At 64.2% G+C, this 16786-nt stretch carries 13 protein-coding genes and 1 pseudogene; all 14 read left to right on the top strand.

What is annotated here, in order from left to right; genetic code table 11:
* Positions 1-102 precede the first annotated feature (102 nt).
* Positions 103-2010 carry a DUF3363 domain-containing protein gene (locus tag K2L43_RS18565; protein WP_220639073.1) on the top strand — a complete coding sequence of 636 codons (1908 nt, stop codon included), beginning with the start codon at positions 103-105 and terminating at the stop codon, positions 2008-2010.
* Positions 2011-2024: 14 nt separating this feature from the next.
* Positions 2025-2597, top strand: coding sequence for a hypothetical protein (locus K2L43_RS18560; protein ID WP_220639072.1), 573 nt, complete (start codon positions 2025-2027; stop codon positions 2595-2597).
* Between the two features lie 20 nt (positions 2598-2617).
* Positions 2618-2797 carry a hypothetical protein gene (locus K2L43_RS18555; protein ID WP_220639071.1) on the top strand — a complete coding sequence of 60 codons (180 nt, stop codon included), beginning with the start codon at positions 2618-2620 and terminating at the stop codon, positions 2795-2797.
* Positions 2787-6113 carry an ArdC family protein gene (locus K2L43_RS18550; RefSeq protein ID WP_220639070.1) on the top strand — a complete coding sequence of 1109 codons (3327 nt, stop codon included), beginning with the start codon at positions 2787-2789 and terminating at the stop codon, positions 6111-6113. The genes K2L43_RS18555 and K2L43_RS18550 overlap by 11 nt, the downstream gene beginning before the upstream one ends.
* 129 nt (positions 6114-6242) lie before the next feature.
* Positions 6243-8093, top strand: a pseudogene (gene traG / locus K2L43_RS18545) (IncP-type conjugal transfer protein TraG); the annotation flags it as partial.
* A gap of 674 nt (positions 8094-8767) precedes the next feature.
* Positions 8768-9211 (top strand): single-stranded DNA-binding protein, encoded by a 444-nt coding sequence (locus K2L43_RS18540; RefSeq protein ID WP_220639068.1) that lies wholly within the window; start codon positions 8768-8770, stop codon positions 9209-9211.
* 16 nt (positions 9212-9227) lie between these two features.
* Positions 9228-9776, top strand: coding sequence for a conjugative transfer signal peptidase TraF (gene traF, locus K2L43_RS18535; protein WP_220639067.1), 549 nt, complete (start codon positions 9228-9230; stop codon positions 9774-9776).
* Positions 9777-9852: 76 nt separating this feature from the next.
* A complete protein-coding gene (locus tag K2L43_RS18530) occupies positions 9853-10083 on the top strand; it encodes a hypothetical protein (RefSeq protein ID WP_220639066.1) in 231 nt (76 codons plus the stop codon).
* Positions 10080-12326, top strand: a complete 2247-nt coding sequence (locus K2L43_RS18525; RefSeq protein ID WP_220639065.1) for a DNA topoisomerase 3 — start codon at positions 10080-10082, stop codon at positions 12324-12326. Before K2L43_RS18530 ends, K2L43_RS18525 begins: the two co-directional genes overlap by 4 nt.
* Positions 12323-13546: a nitrilase-related carbon-nitrogen hydrolase gene (locus K2L43_RS18520; protein WP_220639064.1), complete on the top strand. Its 1224-nt coding sequence runs from the start codon at positions 12323-12325 to the stop codon at positions 13544-13546. The genes K2L43_RS18525 and K2L43_RS18520 overlap by 4 nt, the downstream gene beginning before the upstream one ends.
* A 16-nt stretch (positions 13547-13562) precedes the next feature.
* Positions 13563-14279, top strand: coding sequence for a lytic transglycosylase domain-containing protein (locus K2L43_RS18515; RefSeq protein WP_220639063.1), 717 nt, complete (start codon positions 13563-13565; stop codon positions 14277-14279).
* Between the two features lie 22 nt (positions 14280-14301).
* Positions 14302-15243, top strand: coding sequence for an OmpA family protein (locus K2L43_RS18510; RefSeq protein WP_220639062.1), 942 nt, complete (start codon positions 14302-14304; stop codon positions 15241-15243).
* 6 nt (positions 15244-15249) lie between these two features.
* Positions 15250-15837 carry a hypothetical protein gene (locus K2L43_RS18505; protein WP_220639061.1) on the top strand — a complete coding sequence of 196 codons (588 nt, stop codon included), beginning with the start codon at positions 15250-15252 and terminating at the stop codon, positions 15835-15837.
* A 29-nt stretch (positions 15838-15866) separates the two neighbouring features.
* Positions 15867-16385, top strand: a complete 519-nt coding sequence (locus tag K2L43_RS18500) for a hypothetical protein (RefSeq protein WP_220639060.1) — start codon at positions 15867-15869, stop codon at positions 16383-16385.
* Positions 16386-16786: the final 401 nt, after the last annotated feature.

The raw sequence follows: 16786 nt of genomic DNA, 5'->3' as shown, positions 1-16786 counted from the left end.
CCAGGACACGCAAAGTTTCTCGCGAGAAACTTTCGCCGGGCGTGCGCGCTTACCCCTTTGATCGTCAAGCCAGTTTCTCGCGAGAGACTTTCGGGGGAATGAATGGCTGACGACAGCAAGTTCAAGATCACCCCAAGGGCCGGCAAGCGGCCCTCTGATGGTGTCCGCGACATTAAGAAAGTCCGTCGCGAGCTGATGAACCTACTTCGGGAGTCGCCGGGCAAACGCCGGGCGAGTCCCGAATTTTCTATGGGGGGAGCGCGCGGCAAAGGAGCCGCCGCCGCCAGCACAGTCACCAAGCAGGCCATGCGAACCGCGAACCCGACGCGCCACTTGCAGCGCGCCAGCGTTCGCATGACCTTCGCCGGCAACAAGGGCAATGGGCAATGGAAAGCCCACGGCCGCTACATCGCTCGCGAATCGGCCTCACTCGAGGCCCAGCAAGAGCGCGGCATTGACGATCCACAACTTGACCAGGAGCTAGACCATGAACGAGAACCCGAACGAGAGCGCGACGACGGAGGAAGCCGTTACGCCGGAATCCCTGTATCCAGTGCTGGCCGGCTTAGAGCCTTACGTCAGTCCTACGCTCGCGCGCTTGCCGAAAAGCCAGAGGCCCAATCCCTCAACAGTGTGCGAAGCCTGTCCGGGATCGGTGTGGTTGGCTTCAGCAAATCAAGTGAAGTGCTACTGCCGGGTAATGCACCTCGTGACGTGGAGCACCGAGGATCAAACGGCGATCCAGCATTGCGACGGGGAGGTGATGGCGAACGTACAACGGGCAACCGACGCCGGGCTGTAAAGAATCCAGGCTTCGGCAGCGCTGGCGATGCCATGCCGATCGCTGAAACGCTCGACCGCTGGCAGAAGGCCGGCGACGAGCGCATGTTCAAGTTCATCCTGTCGCCCGAGTTTGGCGACAAGCTGGACTTGCGGCAGTACACCAAAGACTTCGTGAAGAAACTCGAGCAGGACTTAGGCACGCCGCTCGAGTGGGTTGGAGTCGATCACTACAACACCGAGCATCCGCACGTCCACCTAGCGGTGCGTGGAAAGGATGAGCACGGCAAGGCCTTGCGCATCGACCCGGCCTACGTCAAGAAAACCATGCGCGAGCGCGCGCAGCAAGTCGCCACAAACCACCTGGGGTTCCGCACCGACAAGGAAGTGACGGAATCGCTGACCCGCCAGATCGACCAGCAGCGCTACACCGAACTCGACCGGATGATCCTCAAGTCCGCGACCAGGATGGCCGGCGACCAGGGATTCGAGGCGAACTACGACGGCAACATTCCGCGATCGCTCAAGCTGCGCGAGTACCGCATCCAGCAGATCAAGCGCCTTGTTCACCTCGAGCAAATGGGCTTGGCCCAGCGCACCGGAAACATGAAGTGGCAGTTGCCGCCGAATCTCGAACACGCCTTGAGGCAGCGGCAAATCGGCAACGACCGATTGAAAACACTGTTCCAGCATCGGGCCATGCTGTCCGATCCGCGCTTGCAGATGCAGAACACCGACCTACGCAAAGTGGGCCGCGTGGCCGGGCGCCTGATCGGCACAGGCCTCGACGAAGCGCGCGACCAGCCGTTCATGCTGATTGAAGGAACTGATGGTAAAGTGCATTATATATATCAGTCCAAAGAGGCCGAGAAGGCGAGGGCGGAAGGCTTAAAGACAGGCGAATACGTCGTCTTGCAGGCGTCCCCGTACATCGGCCAGGACGGTAAGGAGCGGGTGAAAGTCCGCTTCGACAGCTACGGCGATGCAGACGCCTTGCTGACCGACAAGAAGCGCCTCATGGGTGAAGTGTTCCGCACGGTGAACACCACGAAGCACCTACCCACCGAGCGCGCCTATGGCGGATGGCTGGGCAAGTACCACCGAGCTTTGGCCGAGACAGGCAAAGAGTTACTGGATCGCGGCGCAATTCGCCCAACGCCGGGAGGCTATGAAATCGCCCCGCGCCGCGAGCCAGCCCACAACCACAAACGGCGGGGCATTTCACGTTGAAAGGAGTTTGCTTTATGAAGTTTCGTTATTTGGCCGGCCTGCTGGCCGCCCTCGCAGTCGGGCCGGCGCTGGCCGACGCGACCGCGACGGTGGAGGAAATCTACAGCGGCTACGGCGACAACCAAGTTCTGACCGGCCACAAAGTGACCGTGACGATCACACCCAACGCGGCCGATGTTGGGCGCCCCGGCGCCTACTACATCGGCGTCATGCGCAACGGCAACGACCTCGCGTTCTACCAGAACGGCACATGGTTCCCGCCCAGCACTGACGGCAAGAGCAATGTCTATCAGCCGGCCGAGTTTTTCCAGGCAGTGCCCGGAGGTTCGCGCAGCTACGTCGTGCTCAACAACCAGTTGATTTGTTCGCTGGTCGGCCCCGGCAACAACGCCGTGGTGTACGCCGGCTACGGCGTGCTGACGCCGCAGTACGAATACCTCGTGCAGAACTACCACGCCACGGCCAACCCGAAAGTGCCGGCCGACCACATCCGCAACACCTACGTTCGGATGGACATGAACAACAGCAAGAAGTACTGGAACGTCTTGAACTGGAATTGCCCGTCCGACAACGGCGGCGGGAGCTAATCACAAGGAGGAAATGCGGCATGAACACTCATGACCAACAAGCCGATCGCAAAGCGATCCTGCCCAGGGCGAAGCTCGCCGGCCGCCCGCTGTCTCAGGACGGCGGCGTATCTGTTGAGGAAGCGGACATGCCGCTTTCTGACCTGTCGGAAACCTATGTGGCCGACGTTGACCAGGAGCCGGTAAATCATGGCGACTGAAAAAGACGACAAGCCCAAGCGCGACTTCCGGCAAGACCTGACCAATCAGATCGTCGACCTGATTGAGCAGGGCGCGGCACCTTGGCAAAAGCCGTGGAATCCCGACGCCGCCAGCAGCTTCCTCGAAATGCCCCACAACGCCACAAGCGGCCGGGCCTATCGCGGCGGCAACGCTCTGTACCTGATGGCGAAAGCCCAGCTCATGGGATCGGATGATCCGCGCTGGTGCACCTTCAAGCAGGCCCAGGCGGAAGGCTGGCAAGTCAAGAAGGGATCGAAAGGCACCAGCGTCGAATACTGGCAATTCGACAAGGAAGAAGAACGCTTCGACCCGACCACCGGCAAGAAGGAAAAGGTGACGGTGAAACTCGAAAACCCGCGCGTGTTCTACGCCACGGTTTTCCACGCCAGCCAGATCGAGGGCATCCCCGAGTACAAGCGCCGCGAGCGGCCTGACGGCTGGAATCCTGTAGAAGAAGCCGACCGCATCCTAACGGGCAGCGGGGCGCGCATCTTCCACGACCAGCAGGATCGCGCCTACTACTCGCCGGGCGCCGATGAAATCCACCTGCCCCCGCGCGAGGCCTTCCCGCAGCCGCTCGACTACTACGAAGTCGCCATGCACGAGCTGGGCCACTGGACGGGCCACGAAAAGCGCCTGAACCGTGACCTGTCGGGCGGCTTCGGCAGTGAGTCGTATGCGCGCGAGGAACTGCGCGCGCAGATGGCGAGCCTCTACCTGTCGGCCGAGCTGGGCGTCCCTTTCAACCCCGACCGCCATGCCGCCTATCAAGCGTCATGGGTGAAGGCCTTGAAGGAGGACAAGCACGAGATTTTCCGCGCGGCCCGCGACGCGGAAATCATGGCCGACTATGTGATCGACCTTGCGCGCGAACGCACCATCGAGAAAGCGCAGGAGCGCACCGCCGAGCCGGCCGTCGCGCGTGCCCTCGAGGTGGACATTGCGGAAGCAATGGCCGACCCGAGCGTGACCTTCGACCACTTCACCGCCTACCAGGGCGCAAGCCTCGACGATGCCTTACGCAGCCGCAACCTTGCGACCGTGGGCGCCGTCACCGGCCACGACCCCGAGAAGTTCTACGAAACGGCGCACGACCGCCTTTCCGCCGTGTTCGGTATCGACCCCGAGCACGACGAAATGGGCAACGCCTATTTGGAACGCAAGGGACTCGCGCAGCACTTTGCCTTGACCGCCGAGCGCTTGACCAAAGCGCTCGAGCTGACGCGCGAGCAGCAGCCGGAGCAGGCCGTCACCCTGCCTACACCTGACCAGGAGCCGCAAGCTATGGAAACCGCGCAACAAGAGGTAGCCGCCACCGGAATCACCAGGATCGACGACAAGGAAGCCAACTCGATCCGCTTCACCCGTTCGCAGCTCGAGGGCGGCGAGCTGGCCTACACCGCCGCCTTCTACAGCGGCAGCAAGATCGTCGCCAAGTTCGAGCAACTGGACGCCGACGCGCTGGCCGACACCGTGGGCGACAAGAACGCCAAGGCGATCATGCAGGCCGAGGCCGACAAGGGCATCTTGAAGGGCGATGCCCTGCATAACGAATACGGGATCAGTCCCGAAGAAAACCAGCGCCGCAGCGCAGCCAAGGAGCAGCGCAAGGCTGTCGAATACGACGCCATGCGCCAGGAGCAGGAAGGCCGCATTCTGGCCGAGCTGCAAACCGATCCGAAGGCCTACCGCGACAACCTTTCGCGTGCCGGCATCGACGAGCTGGAATACCACCGCGACCACCTGACCGGGATGGTTCCGCTCAACACGCAAAACCCCTTCTGGCAGCGCCACGAACTGCCGTTCGAGATCGACGGCCTCGAGCAGAACATCGACAAGGCGCTCGACAAGATCGACGCCTTGATCGACATGCACCGCACGCGCACGCCAGTCGCGGAGCTGACCACCATGCCGGGCGTCGCGCTGACCGTGAACGATCGCAAGGAGCTGATCGCCACGCTGCCCAACAACCAAGAAATCATGTTCGGCGGCACGCCGGCCTTCATCCAGTGGGCCGAGGAAAACAAGCTGACGCGCGCGGAGCGCGACGCCGGCTATCAGGCGCTGGGCGCCATCGCTCGCGACAACCGCGACACCGACCGATCGCTGGCCGCGTACATGGCAAAGACCCCGGAAATGCTGGGCGAGGGCGGCAAGCTCTACTCGCCGCGCCCCGACGCCGCCCGCCAGTACGACGGCAAGTTCATCTATATGAACGAGAACTACGCCGTTCAGCAGATCGGCAAGGACACGGCCATCGTCCACGACCTCGAGAAGATCGGCCGGGGCGAAGCCCTCGAGCGCATCGCCAACAGCATCGAAACCGGCAAGGCCTTGCGCATGGCCTACGAGCCGGGCCGCGATGCGCCGGCCATCGCGGATGCGCCGAGCCTCGAGCAGAACCGCGATCGGCTGTCGCGCGGCTACCAGGAAGTGAAGCAGGCCGTCGCCGCCGAGCTGGGCGCCGAGGCCAAGACCTACATCCCCAACCGCAACGCCCAGGAATACCGGGGCAGCGTGATTTTCGTGAACGAAACCCACGTCGTGCAGCAAGTCGGCAAGGCCACCGCAATCGCGCATCTTCGCGAGAACTTCGACGAAGTGCCCGAGATCGGCGGCCAAATGCGCGTTTCCTACAAAGACGGCCGCATGACCCAGCGCACGACGCCGGGCCAGGAAGCCGAGCTGCAATCGCTCAAGACCGAGCACATGGGCAAGGATGCGAAGCTCCAATTCGCCTACGACAACGAGGGACGCCAAACCTTCGACGGCCCCATCGTCGCGGAAACCGGGAGCTATGTGATCCAGAAGGTGAACGACCAGACCGCCATCGTCCACGCCAAGACCAACTTGCAGAAGGACGTGGAGGTAGGCCACAACCTTTCGATCGTGTACGAGCACGGCAAGGTGTACGCCGAGGAATTGAGCGCCGACAAGCAGCGCGAGCACGCCAAGCATGACGCCCAGGAAAAGGGCCACACCGCCGAGAGTGCCCGCGAGCAAGTGCGCGAGAAGTTCGGCAAGGACGCCAAGATCGTCGACGCCAAGTTCGTCGACGCCGAGCAGGGCAACTTCACCGGCACCGTCGTCGCTCAAGACGACGACCGCGTGATCCAGCGCATCGGTGCCAACAAGTTCATCGCTCACGAGCGCAGCGCGCTCGACGGCGGCGACGTTGGCATCGGCCAGTTCGTGAAGGTTCAGTACAACCAGGGCAAGGCCATCGTGCAGGGCGCGCAGCGACAGCAGCAGCAAGACCGGCAACGCGGCCCCGATCGCGAGATCGCGCGCTGATCCACTAACTAACCGCACCGCCCTTTGCCGAAAGGCAAGGGGCGGGCAAAGGACAAAGGAATGGCAAAGCCCAACCTCGAAAACCCACTCTACAAACTACCCAATAAGCCGACCAACCTGGGCGGCGTTATGTGGATCGCCGTGGCCGTTGGGCTTGGCCTTCTACTGATCGTCGGCATCATCGCGACGCAATACCTCGCCGCCGCCTTCGGCTACCAGGACGCGCTTGGCACGCCCCTTTTCACGCTGGGCAGCGTGCGGGTGTACCACCCCTTCGGGTGGATTAGCTGGATTTGGAAATGGCGCGAACTCGAGAACCCCGTCGTTCGCCACCATTTCACCGTCGCCTACATGATCGTCATCATCGGCAGCGGGCTATCCGTGCTGACGGCCGCCTACATCACCTACCGCCGCACCAGGAACCTCGAATCGGGCGCGGAGCACCTTCACGGTTCCGCCCATTGGGCGACCGAGGAAGAAATCAAGGCGACGACCCTGCTGCCCATGAAAGGGCAGGGCAAGGGCGTCTATGTGGGCGCGTGGAAGAACCCCAAGACCGAAACGATCCACTACCTTCGCCACGACGGCCCCGAGCACATCATGGCCTTCGCCCCGACCCGATCGGGTAAGGGCGTCGGCTTGGTGTTGCCGACCCTCTTGAGCTGGCCCAACAGCGTGTTGGTCTACGACATCAAGGGCGAGAACTGGGCGCTCACCGCAGGATGGCGCCAACAGGAGGCCGGCAACTACGCATTGAAGTTCGAGCCGACCGCGACGGACGGATCGAGCGTGTGCTTCAACCCGCTCGAGGAAATCCGCCTGGGCACCGACAAGGAAGTGTCGGACGTTCAGAACATCGTCACCATGATCGTCGACCCGGACGGCAAAGGCCTGAACGACCATTGGGCCAAGACCGGCCACGCGCTGCTTGTCGGCACCATGCTTCACGTTCTCTACTCCGAGAACGACAAGACCCTGGCCGGCCTCGCGAACTTCCTGTCGGAGCCGACCAGGACGCTCGAGGAAACCTTGCATTACATGCTGGGCACCGAGCACGACCCCGACCGCAAGCGCGGTTGGACGGACAGCGAAGGCAAGCCCACCGGCACGCATCCAGTCGTCGCGGCCAGCGCGCGCGACATGCTCAACAAGTCGGAAAACGAAATGTCGGGCGTGCTATCGACCGCCATGAGCTTCCTGACGCTGTACCGCGATCCTGTCGTTGCCAAGAACACCCGCTACAGCCAATTCAAGGTGCGCGACCTGATGAATGCCGACAAACCTATGTCGCTTTATCTCGTCGTGCCACCGAGCGACAAAGACCGCTTGAAGCCGCTGATCCGGCTTGTCATCAACCAGGTGGTGCGCTCGCTCACCGAGAAGATGGAATTCAAGGACGGCCGCAGCGTGGCCGGCTACAAGCACAAGCTCTTGCTGCTGATCGACGAATTCCCGTCGCTGGGCAAGCTCGACATTTTCGAGGAATCGCTTGCCTTCATCGCGGGCTACGGCATGAAGGCCTATCTCATCGTGCAGGACATTTCCCAGCTCTGGACGGCCTACGGCAAGGACGAAAGCATCTTCTCGAATTGCCACGTTCGGATCGCCTACGCGCCCAACAAGATCGAAACGGCGAAGCTGCTTTCGGACATGACGGGAACCACGACGATCGTCAAGACGCAGAACAGCTACAGCGGCGACCGGCTGACGCCGATGCTGTCGAACGTGAGCACGTCACAGAACGAAGTGTCGCGCCCACTGCTGACGCCTGACGAGGTGATGCGCCTGCCGGCAGCGAAGAAGGATGCCCAGGGCAACATCCTCGAGGCCGGCGACATGCTGATCTTCGTCGCTGGCCACGCGCCCGTGTACGGCAAGCAAATCCTCTACTTCACCGACCCGACGTTCAGCACGCGGGCCAAAGTCGCCACGCCGGCCGCAAGCGACCGGCTCTACGATGCGCCCATCGTGACCATGCCGCCGATCGCGGCGAAGCCGGCCGACGCCGAGCAAGCGGCGATCGCCGCCGCAAGCGCGGCCAGCCACCTCGCGGCCAACCCGGAGGCAGCGGGCGCAATCAAGGCCGCCGCAGCGGCAGCGCCGGCAGCGGCGCCGGCCGCCGAGGCCGTGGCGCCTACCGATGAAGTGCTCGATGCGATCCTCGACGCCGCGACCGAGGCGCCAGTCGGCGCACCGATCGACGACTTGATCGAAGAAGCACCGGAGGACGTGGGCACGCCAATCGAGCACTACATCGAGCACGATGGCGGCGATCACCACGACGACATGCCGCCGATCGAAGCCTTGGCACAAGGCCCGATCAACGTGGAGCCGACACCGGAGCCGGCCGCGCCGGCAGCGGGCGGCGTCGACGACCTGCTGATGGCGGCCCTCGCGGTATCCGCGAAAGCCGACGAGAGCGACTACAGCATGTTCGACGACATACTGGCCGGCGCACCGACCAGCTCGACGGCCGAGGCCTCGAGCAAGCCCAAGGCTTCGGCCAAGCCGCAGGAAGTCGAACCAGGAATGGACGGCCTCGACGACCTGCTGGCCGAAATCCGCAACGACCCAATGAGCCGCTGACCCCTAGATGCCAGCGGCATTAAGTGATATATTTATATCACGTCAACACATGACCAGGAGCGACATACATGGCACGCATACCCTACAAAAACCGCGTTGAACTCTGCGGAAATGTCGGCAACGACCCGACGATCCGCTACATGCCGAACGGCGATGCCGTTTTGAGCCTTCGCCTCGCCACGCAAGAGTCGTGGAAGGACGCGAAAGACCAGTGGCAGACGCACACCGAATGGCACACCGTCGTGATGTACCGGAAGCTCGCGGAGCGCGCCGAGGGCTACAAGAAGGGCGACTGCATCCACGTCGACGGCCGCAAGTTCACGCGCCAGTGGACGGACGACAAGAACGTGAAGCGCACCAGCGTCGAAATCATCGCGGAGGATCACCACCGCGTCGCGCTCGACCGCGACGACCGCGAGCAAAGCGCACCGCTGCCCGCTGACGCAGGCGAAGAAAGCGAAGTGCCGCCGACCTCGATGGACGGCCCCGAGGCCATGAAGCGCTTGGGCTGAAAGGGGAGGGGACTGCATGAATACTCGAAAGCTCATCACCAGGGCGCTCGTGCCCGGCGCTGTCCTGCTGGCGATCGTCGTGATCGGCGGCCTCATGGGCTACCGCCTCAACACGACGGCATCTATGCCGCTGGGCTTGTGGAAGCAGGGCGATACGGTACACCGTGGCGCCTACGCTACCGCCTGCATCGACCACCAGACGCCCACGGCCGCGATGGCCTTCGAGCGCAACTACATGCCCGAGGGCGAATGCCCGAGCGGCTACGCGCCGCTCTTGAAGCAGATCGTCGCCATGCCCGGCGACACCGTGACGCTGACCGACGACGCCGTGATCGTGAACGGCAAGCCGATCCCGAACACCAGGACGAACCGCCACGACAGCAAGGGCCGACCGATGCAGTTCATTGAGCGCGGCACCTACACCGTCGCGCAGGGCGAATACTGGTTGATCGCGAACCAGCACCCGAACAGCTACGACAGCCGCTATTTCGGCCCGGTTCGGGCCAGCGCGATCCTGTCGACCATGCTGCCCGTCGTCACCAAGGCCTACCCCACAGCTACATAGCCAATCACGGCTTGAGGCCGGCGCCTTATCGTGATATATTTATATCACTAGAGGCGCCAATTTTTTGGGGAGTCCGATGCCCGATAACGTGTTGTCACTCGCAGCTACGGCCGCGATCGGCTTTTTGCTGATCGTGGCTTTTGGCTTTGCTTGGAGCAAATACAGCGAGCGACGTGAATCCCGCGCCCGCATCGAGCGCGTGCGTGCCCGTTCCCGGCAACGGGAGGCCGAGCGCGAAGCGGAATTGCAAGCCGAGCTGCAAGCACGGCGGCGGCAACAACAACAACGAAGGAACCATGACAAATGATTCGACTTTTCATCGCTGAAAAGCCCAGCTTGGCCCAGGCCGTCGCGGCCGTGTTGCCCGGCAACCCGGAGAAGCACGGCGTCTACACCAAAGTCGGGGACAACTATTTCGTGCCGCTGGCCGGCCACATCCTCGAGCAAGAAATGCCCGACCACTACCTTCCCGACGACGTGCCGCGCGGCAAGTCGGGGAACAAGGTGTGGCGTGCGCAAGACCTTCCCATCGTCCCGAAGCAGTGGGTGATGAAGCCTCGCGACGACACAAAGCGCAATCTCGCGGCCATCAAGGAGCTGCTGCCCAAATGCGACGAAGTGATCCACCTGGGCGACCCGGACGCCGAGGGCCAGCTTCTTGTCGACGAAGTGCTCTTGTTCCTGGGGAACCGCAAGCCTGTTCGCCGGCTGCTGGTGAACGACTACAACGCCACGAAGGTCAAGCAAGCCCTCGCCGCGATCAAGAGCAACGACGACCCGCAGTTTCGCGGCTGGTACAAGTGGGCGCTGGCCCGATCGCATTACGACTGGCTTTTCGGCCTCAACATCACGCGCGCCGCCACCTTGCGCGCGCGCGAGCTGGGCTACGACGGCGTGCTGACCGTGGGCAGCGTGCAGACGCCGACGCTCAAGATCGTCGTCGACCGCGACCGCGTGATCGAAGGCTTCAAGCCGATCCCCTACTTCACGCTCACCGCGACGCTGCAACACGCGAACGGCGCGTTCCGGGCCAACTGGAAGGCCAAGGAAGGGCAAGCCGGCCTCGACGAAGCCGGCCGCCTTGTCGACGCCGCGATCGCCAAGGGCATCGCCGCCAAAGTGACCGGCAAGCCGGCCACGATCACGCACTACGAGAAGGCCGACAAGAAGGAGGCGCCGCCGCTTCCGCTGTCGTTGAACGAACTCACGATGTTCGCTTGCTCGAAGTACGGCTACACCGCCGAACAGGTGCTGGACGCCGCCCAAGCCCTCTATGAAACCTACAAGGTGACGACCTACCCGCGAAGCGAGTGCCGCTACCTGTCCGAAGCGCAGCACGACGAGGCGCCCACGATCCTCGCCGCGCTGGCGAAGAACCTGCCGGCAATGGCCGGCGTGATCGGCAAGGCCGACCCGAAACGCAAGTCGCCCGCCTTCGACGACAAGAAGATGGAGGGCAACCCGCACCACGCGATCGTGCCGACCGAAAAGACGGCCGACACGACGGGCTTCTCTCCGATCGAGAAGAACGTCTACGACCTGATCGTTCGCAGCTACCTCGCGCAGTTCTTCCCGGCCGCCGTGTTCAGCGCCACCAAGATCGAAGCCGTGGCCGAGGGCGAGCGCTTCACGGCCAGCGGCAAGACCCCGGTATCTGCCGGATGGCGCGAGGTGTACGCCCCGGCCGACGAGGACGACGGCAAGGGCGACGACCAGGACGAGAAGGAGGGCAAGCAGACGCTTCCGGCCATGCAGAAGGGCGATAGCGCGCCCTGCCAGAAGTGCGACGTGAACAGCAAGCAGACCACGCCGCCGCCGCGCTTCGATGAATCGAGCCTGCTGGACGCGATGATTAACCTTCACAAGTACGTCACCGACGCCAACGCGAAGGCGCGACTCAAGGACGGATCGGGCATCGGCACCAGCGCGACCCGCGCCGGCATCATCAAAGACTTGCGCGAGCGCGGATTCCTCGAGCCGGTCAAGGGCAGCAAGACGAAATTCCAGTCGACCAAGGACGCGCGCGCCCTGATCGACGCACTGCCCGGCCCGGTGAAAGACCCGACGATGGCCGGCATCTTCAAGCTGGCCCTCGACGCGATCGCCAAGGGCGCCTTGCCCTACGAAACCTTCATCGAGCGCAACGTCGGTTTCATCACGAAGGTATGCGGCGACCTTCGCCAAGCCACGATGAACCTGCCGCTTGCGCCGAGCTTCCCTTGCCCGAAGTGCCAGGGCGGCAAGCTGACCATGAAGAAGGGCAGCAAAGGCCCGTTCTGGTCTTGCTCGAACTGGAACAGCGAACCCAAGTGCGAAGCGATCTTCAACGACGCCGGAGGCAAGCCGCAGCTCGCCCCGCCGCCCGAGATCACTTGCCCCAAGTGCAAGACGGGCAAGCTGCGCCGCATCAAGGGCAGCAAGGGCTTCTTCTGGTCTTGCTCGAACTACAAGGCCGAGCCGAAATGCGACGCCTCCTACGACGACCGCGCGGGCAAGCCCAACTTCAACCCGGCGCCGCGTAAGCCGGCCGCCAAGGGGGGAAGGAAGTGACCACAGCCCTTCGCCTGTACTACCTCCGCGCCAAGCCGGCCGACGTGTACGGCCTGCTGGTGATCGCGCTGGCCGGCGCCGTGGGCGTGGCCGCATGGGGCGATTACCTGCCCCTGCTGGCTTTCTCCGCGCTCCTGCCCCTGTTGTGGGCAGAAGCGCCGTCGCGGATGATTGCCGGCCTCGCTGCCTTCGCGTACTACCTGGGCGCCGCGCGCGGCTTGCCGACCGGCACGATCATCTTCTTCGGCCCGGAGGCGCCCGGCTATTTCGGCGTCGCCGTGTGGCTCGCCTCGAGCGCCTTGCTGGCCGCGCCCTGGGCGGCCTTGTGGACTGACCGGCCGACGCCGCGCGGCTTCGCGTGGCGCCTGCCGCTGGCCCTCGCGCTTGTGGCGCTTCCCCCGATCGGCTTGGTTGGCTGGGCCAACCCGCTCACGGCGGCCGGCGTGCTGTTCCCGGCCTGGGGATGGTTTGGCCTGCTGGCCTTGCTCGCGCTCATGTGGGCCATGTGCGCGGCCGAAGGCATGTGGCGCGGCGTCGTGGCCGCCGTGTTCGTGGCCGCCCTGGGCCTGCAAGCGACCCAAGGCGAACCGCGTGCCTACTGGACGGCCGTGAACACCGACTACAGCGGCAACCGCTTCAACCCGCTCGACGGGCCGCAATACTTCATGCGCGCCTACGAGATCAACACCCAACTGATCGGGCACGCGACGGCCCTGCCGCCGCGCACAGTGGCCGTCTATCCCGAGTCGCTTGTCGGCTACTGGAACAGCACGACCGCCGACTTCTGGCAGGACGCAAGCGACGCGCTCGCGCGCAAAGGCTCGACGGCGCTGCTGGGCGGCTTCCTCAATACAGACGCGAAGCGCATCTACGACAACGCCATCATCGCCGTGGGCGCCGATGCCGGCGTGAAGTACCGCCAGCGCGTGCCAGTGCCGATTTCCATGTGGCGCCCGTTCGCCCAGGACGGCGCACGCGCCCACTGGTTCGATGCAGGCATCTTCACCGTGCAGGGCCGGCCCGTCGCCGGCCTGATCTGCTACGAGCAGCTTCTTGTGTGGCCGGCGCTTGTGTCGCTGGCCCACAAGCCGCAGGCCATCGTCGCGCCCGCGAATGCGTGGTGGAGCAAGACGACCTCGATCCCCGGCATCCAGCGCACGGCGCTGCGCGCCTGGGCGCGTCTATTCGACATTCCGCTCATCGCGGCTTTCAACCAATAACAAGAGGCACCGGACGATGGACTTACCCGCCCTGATTCACGAATGCGCGCCGAACGTCGGCCCCAACACCGTCGCCGCGATCATGCACGTCGAATCGAGCTTCCGGCCCACGGCGATCGGCTACAAGATCGTCGGCCCCGGCCGCGCGGTTCTCACCTTGCAGCGACAGCCCAAGGACGCGGCCGAGGCCGTGAGCTGGGCGCAATGGCTACTCGCCAACGGCTACAAATTCGACGCCGGCATCGTGCAGATCAACAGCACGAACTTCGACAAGCTGGGCCTCACGGCCGAAAACGTGTTCGAGCCTTGCACGAACATCCGGGCCGGCGCCTACCTGCTGACAGAGGCCTACGGCCGCGCGTCGAAGCAGTACGGCCCCGGCACCAAGGCCTTGTATGCGGCCTTGTCCGCATACAACTCCGGCAACTTCACCACCGGCTTCAAGAATGGCTACGTCGCCAAAGTCGCGGCCAAGGCGGGCGCCCCGATCCCTGCCGCGATCATGCCGCCCCTGGGCGGGCAAAGTGTCGTCGCTCGAGCACCCGGAGCGCCGGCCGTCAAAGTGGCCTTTGCCGATCCCGTCGCCTACGAGGCGCCACCGATCCCGCCGAACCCGTACACCGCCGACAGCGGCGTGCAGTCGTTCAAACGGAGCTGGGCCAACCCGAGCGCATGGGCGCCCGAGGCACTGGCCCCCAACACATCCGGCGCGAAAGCGCCTCAAAACCCGTAACCTGACCAGAAGGAAAACACCGATGAAGAAAACTCCCGTCACCCTCGCGCTCGCCACCGCAATCGCCCTTGGCCTTCCAGGCTGCGCGATGTTCAAGGGCACCGACCAGAACGGCGCGGCAACCGCTACCGCGTCTGACAAGGCGGCCGGCGCCTCGCGCTTCCGGTTCAACTACGACGTGTCGAACCGTGCCGGCGTGGGCGTGCTGCGCGCCTTCGACGATCGCACGTCGACGATCATCCAGTTCGTCGACCTCGAGCGGCAGAACCCCGCGATTTACGACAGCAAGGGCAAGACCCTGCCCTACAACCGCATGGGCCAGTACGCGATCGTGAGCGGGCTGCATCCGTGGCTGGCCGTGACCGTGCTGGGCGAGCAGGCCATCGTGACCAACAACGGCTACGACGCCGCCGATCCGGCCGCACAGGTATCCGCGCTGCGCGCGTCGGAAACCGAGAGCGCGGCCAAACTGGCCGCTACCGAAGCGGAGCTGGAGCGGGCCAAGAAGGAGCTGGCCCAGGTGCAGGCCCAGCTTGCGCAGCGCGACGCCGACACCGAGGCGATCAATCGCCAGCTCGACGTGATCGAAACCCGGATCAACGGCCTCGCCGCGAAGCTGGTGCGTGTGCCGTTCGGCTTCGACAGCACCGCATTCAAGCCCAGCGCCCTCATGAGCGCTTGGCTGATCCCCGCCGCGCAGAAGGCGCAGCAGGTCAACATCATCGGCCACACTGACGCGATCGGCACCACCACCGCCAACCAGAAGATCGCCACCGGCCGCGCGCTGGCCGCGCGCGCCTACCTTGTGCAGAACGGTGTGCCGGCGAACAAGATTCGCGTCAGCGGCAAGGCGTCGGGCGACTTCATCGCGGACAACACCACCGAGGCCGGCCGCGCCAAGAACCGCCGCGTCGACATTGAGCTGATCGGCCACGGCTCGACCTCGACCGTCGCGGTCAAGTAAGCCCGAATGAGCAAGCACGGCCTCCGATCGGCGTTCTCGATCCTCACCGGCAAGGGCGACCCGCTGCAACAGCAGCCGGCCGCCAAGCCTGCCGCCGCGTCGGCAGCAGCCAGTGAGAACGACAAGCCCACTGCCTTCCGCAGCAAGTTCGAGGAGCGGCTTCACGCCTTGCGCCTCGCGCCAGATCGTGCAGCCGTCTTGCAGTCGGTCTTTCAGGTCAAACGCAATGGACGAAAGAAGCTCACCCCGGATCAACACACGAAGGCGCTGGCTTGCACATGCGTCGCCGCGTTCTTCGACAAGTGGGAGCGCGATAGCACCGCGCCCGGCCACATTGATCCAGGGGTTCAAGGCACGCTTTTCAACACGCGCGCCCACTTCCTTTTCGACCTCCTGCTACGCACGAGCGACGACGAATTCCGTGCCTACATGGCGGGCAGCTATTGCCCGCTCGAACAAGTGGACGGGCCGGAGCTACGCCGAGTCCGCGCGCTGATCGCCTGGGCGATCGCGCCCAACGACTTCGGTGTGGCAAGGGAAATGTTCAAGTCAGGCGCTTACGAGCTGGTGAAGGACAACGAGGGCGATTTCTAGTGGACGCGCCGCTAAGAGGTAGGAACCCCATGCTGCTTACAGCAATCCGCCGCATCCTGGGCCGTGGCCGACCACGGCCGGCGCCACACATACCCGCCGCCACCGTCATCGACGACAGCGGCCCCGTCACCATTTGGGAGCCGTTCAACTTGCACACCACCTTGCCGCCGCGCCTGCCGGCCGTACCCGCACCCGAGCAGAGCTACAAGACGCTGCACGCGATCTTGGCCGCGCCGTCGCTCGACTTCGCGATCCGCAAGGCGTTTCGCCTCGACGAGCAGTTCGAGGGCGAAGCGCTGTTCGCCGCTGATGAAAACGTCGTGCTGGCCTCCATCGTGGCCCGCGCGTACATCGGCCGCTTCCTGATCGGCGGCGTCGCCAGGACGGCCGGTTATAGTGACCGCTTGAAGCTGTTGTATGGCGGCCTGATCCGCTCGAACGACGCGGCTTTCCGCACCTTCCTCTCGGAAAGCACTTGCCCCGTCGACAGCTTCGACGACGACCGCTTGAAACGAGTCCGCGAAGTCATCCGCCTGTTTCTCCGCTGATCCCTCCCTGACCTCCCTTTTGCCGCCCACAGAGGCGGCTTTTTTTTGCCCTCGCCACGAGGGCGAGCGGATGCACAGGGCTTGCCCCGGAACTCGCTCGCGTGGTGACACCCGGGCGAGATCCAGGCCGGCGCCGTGTCACCAATCGGAGCTTGGTGACAGCAGCAGCTCGCCGGCGCGGCCGAGCTGTCACCAGCTCAACCGCACCAGCTCGAAACTTTGGTGACGGCCGCGGCGACCAGGTGCGCCGCTTTTGTCACCACGAGGGCGGCAGCAACGGCCGCGCCAGGGCCAAGCCCGCGCCAGCGCTGCGCACTGTCACGGCCCCGGCTGTTCCTGTCACGCCCGCCGCAATGCCGCGCGCGTTGCCGGCGCATCCGTCACGCCAGCCGCTTCGCTTA

The sequence above is a fragment of the Diaphorobacter sp. MNS-0 genome (assembly GCF_019602835.1).
Lineage (GTDB): Bacteria > Pseudomonadota > Gammaproteobacteria > Burkholderiales > Burkholderiaceae_C > Diaphorobacter > Diaphorobacter nitroreducens.
Note: the sequence above shows the minus strand (reverse complement) of the source record. Positions and strands in the feature narration are given on the sequence as shown.

Bases quoted from the DNA above. Each gene is read 5' to 3' on its own strand.
- K2L43_RS18565 (WP_220639073.1), top strand. From the start codon at position 103: ATGGCTGACGACAGCAAGTTCAAGATCACCCCAAGGGCCGGCAAGCGG.
- K2L43_RS18560 (WP_220639072.1), top strand. From the start codon at position 2,025: ATGAAGTTTCGTTATTTGGCCGGCCTGCTGGCCGCCCTCGCAGTCGGG.
- K2L43_RS18555 (WP_220639071.1), top strand. From the start codon at position 2,618: ATGAACACTCATGACCAACAAGCCGATCGCAAAGCGATCCTGCCCAGG.
- K2L43_RS18550 (WP_220639070.1), top strand. From the start codon at position 2,787: ATGGCGACTGAAAAAGACGACAAGCCCAAGCGCGACTTCCGGCAAGAC.
- K2L43_RS18540 (WP_220639068.1), top strand. From the start codon at position 8,768: ATGGCACGCATACCCTACAAAAACCGCGTTGAACTCTGCGGAAATGTC.
- traF (WP_220639067.1), top strand. From the start codon at position 9,228: ATGAATACTCGAAAGCTCATCACCAGGGCGCTCGTGCCCGGCGCTGTC.
- K2L43_RS18530 (WP_220639066.1), top strand. From the start codon at position 9,853: ATGCCCGATAACGTGTTGTCACTCGCAGCTACGGCCGCGATCGGCTTT.
- K2L43_RS18525 (WP_220639065.1), top strand. From the start codon at position 10,080: ATGATTCGACTTTTCATCGCTGAAAAGCCCAGCTTGGCCCAGGCCGTC.
- K2L43_RS18515 (WP_220639063.1), top strand. From the start codon at position 13,563: ATGGACTTACCCGCCCTGATTCACGAATGCGCGCCGAACGTCGGCCCC.
- K2L43_RS18510 (WP_220639062.1), top strand. From the start codon at position 14,302: ATGAAGAAAACTCCCGTCACCCTCGCGCTCGCCACCGCAATCGCCCTT.
- K2L43_RS18505 (WP_220639061.1), top strand. From the start codon at position 15,250: ATGAGCAAGCACGGCCTCCGATCGGCGTTCTCGATCCTCACCGGCAAG.
- K2L43_RS18500 (WP_220639060.1), top strand. From the start codon at position 15,867: ATGCTGCTTACAGCAATCCGCCGCATCCTGGGCCGTGGCCGACCACGG.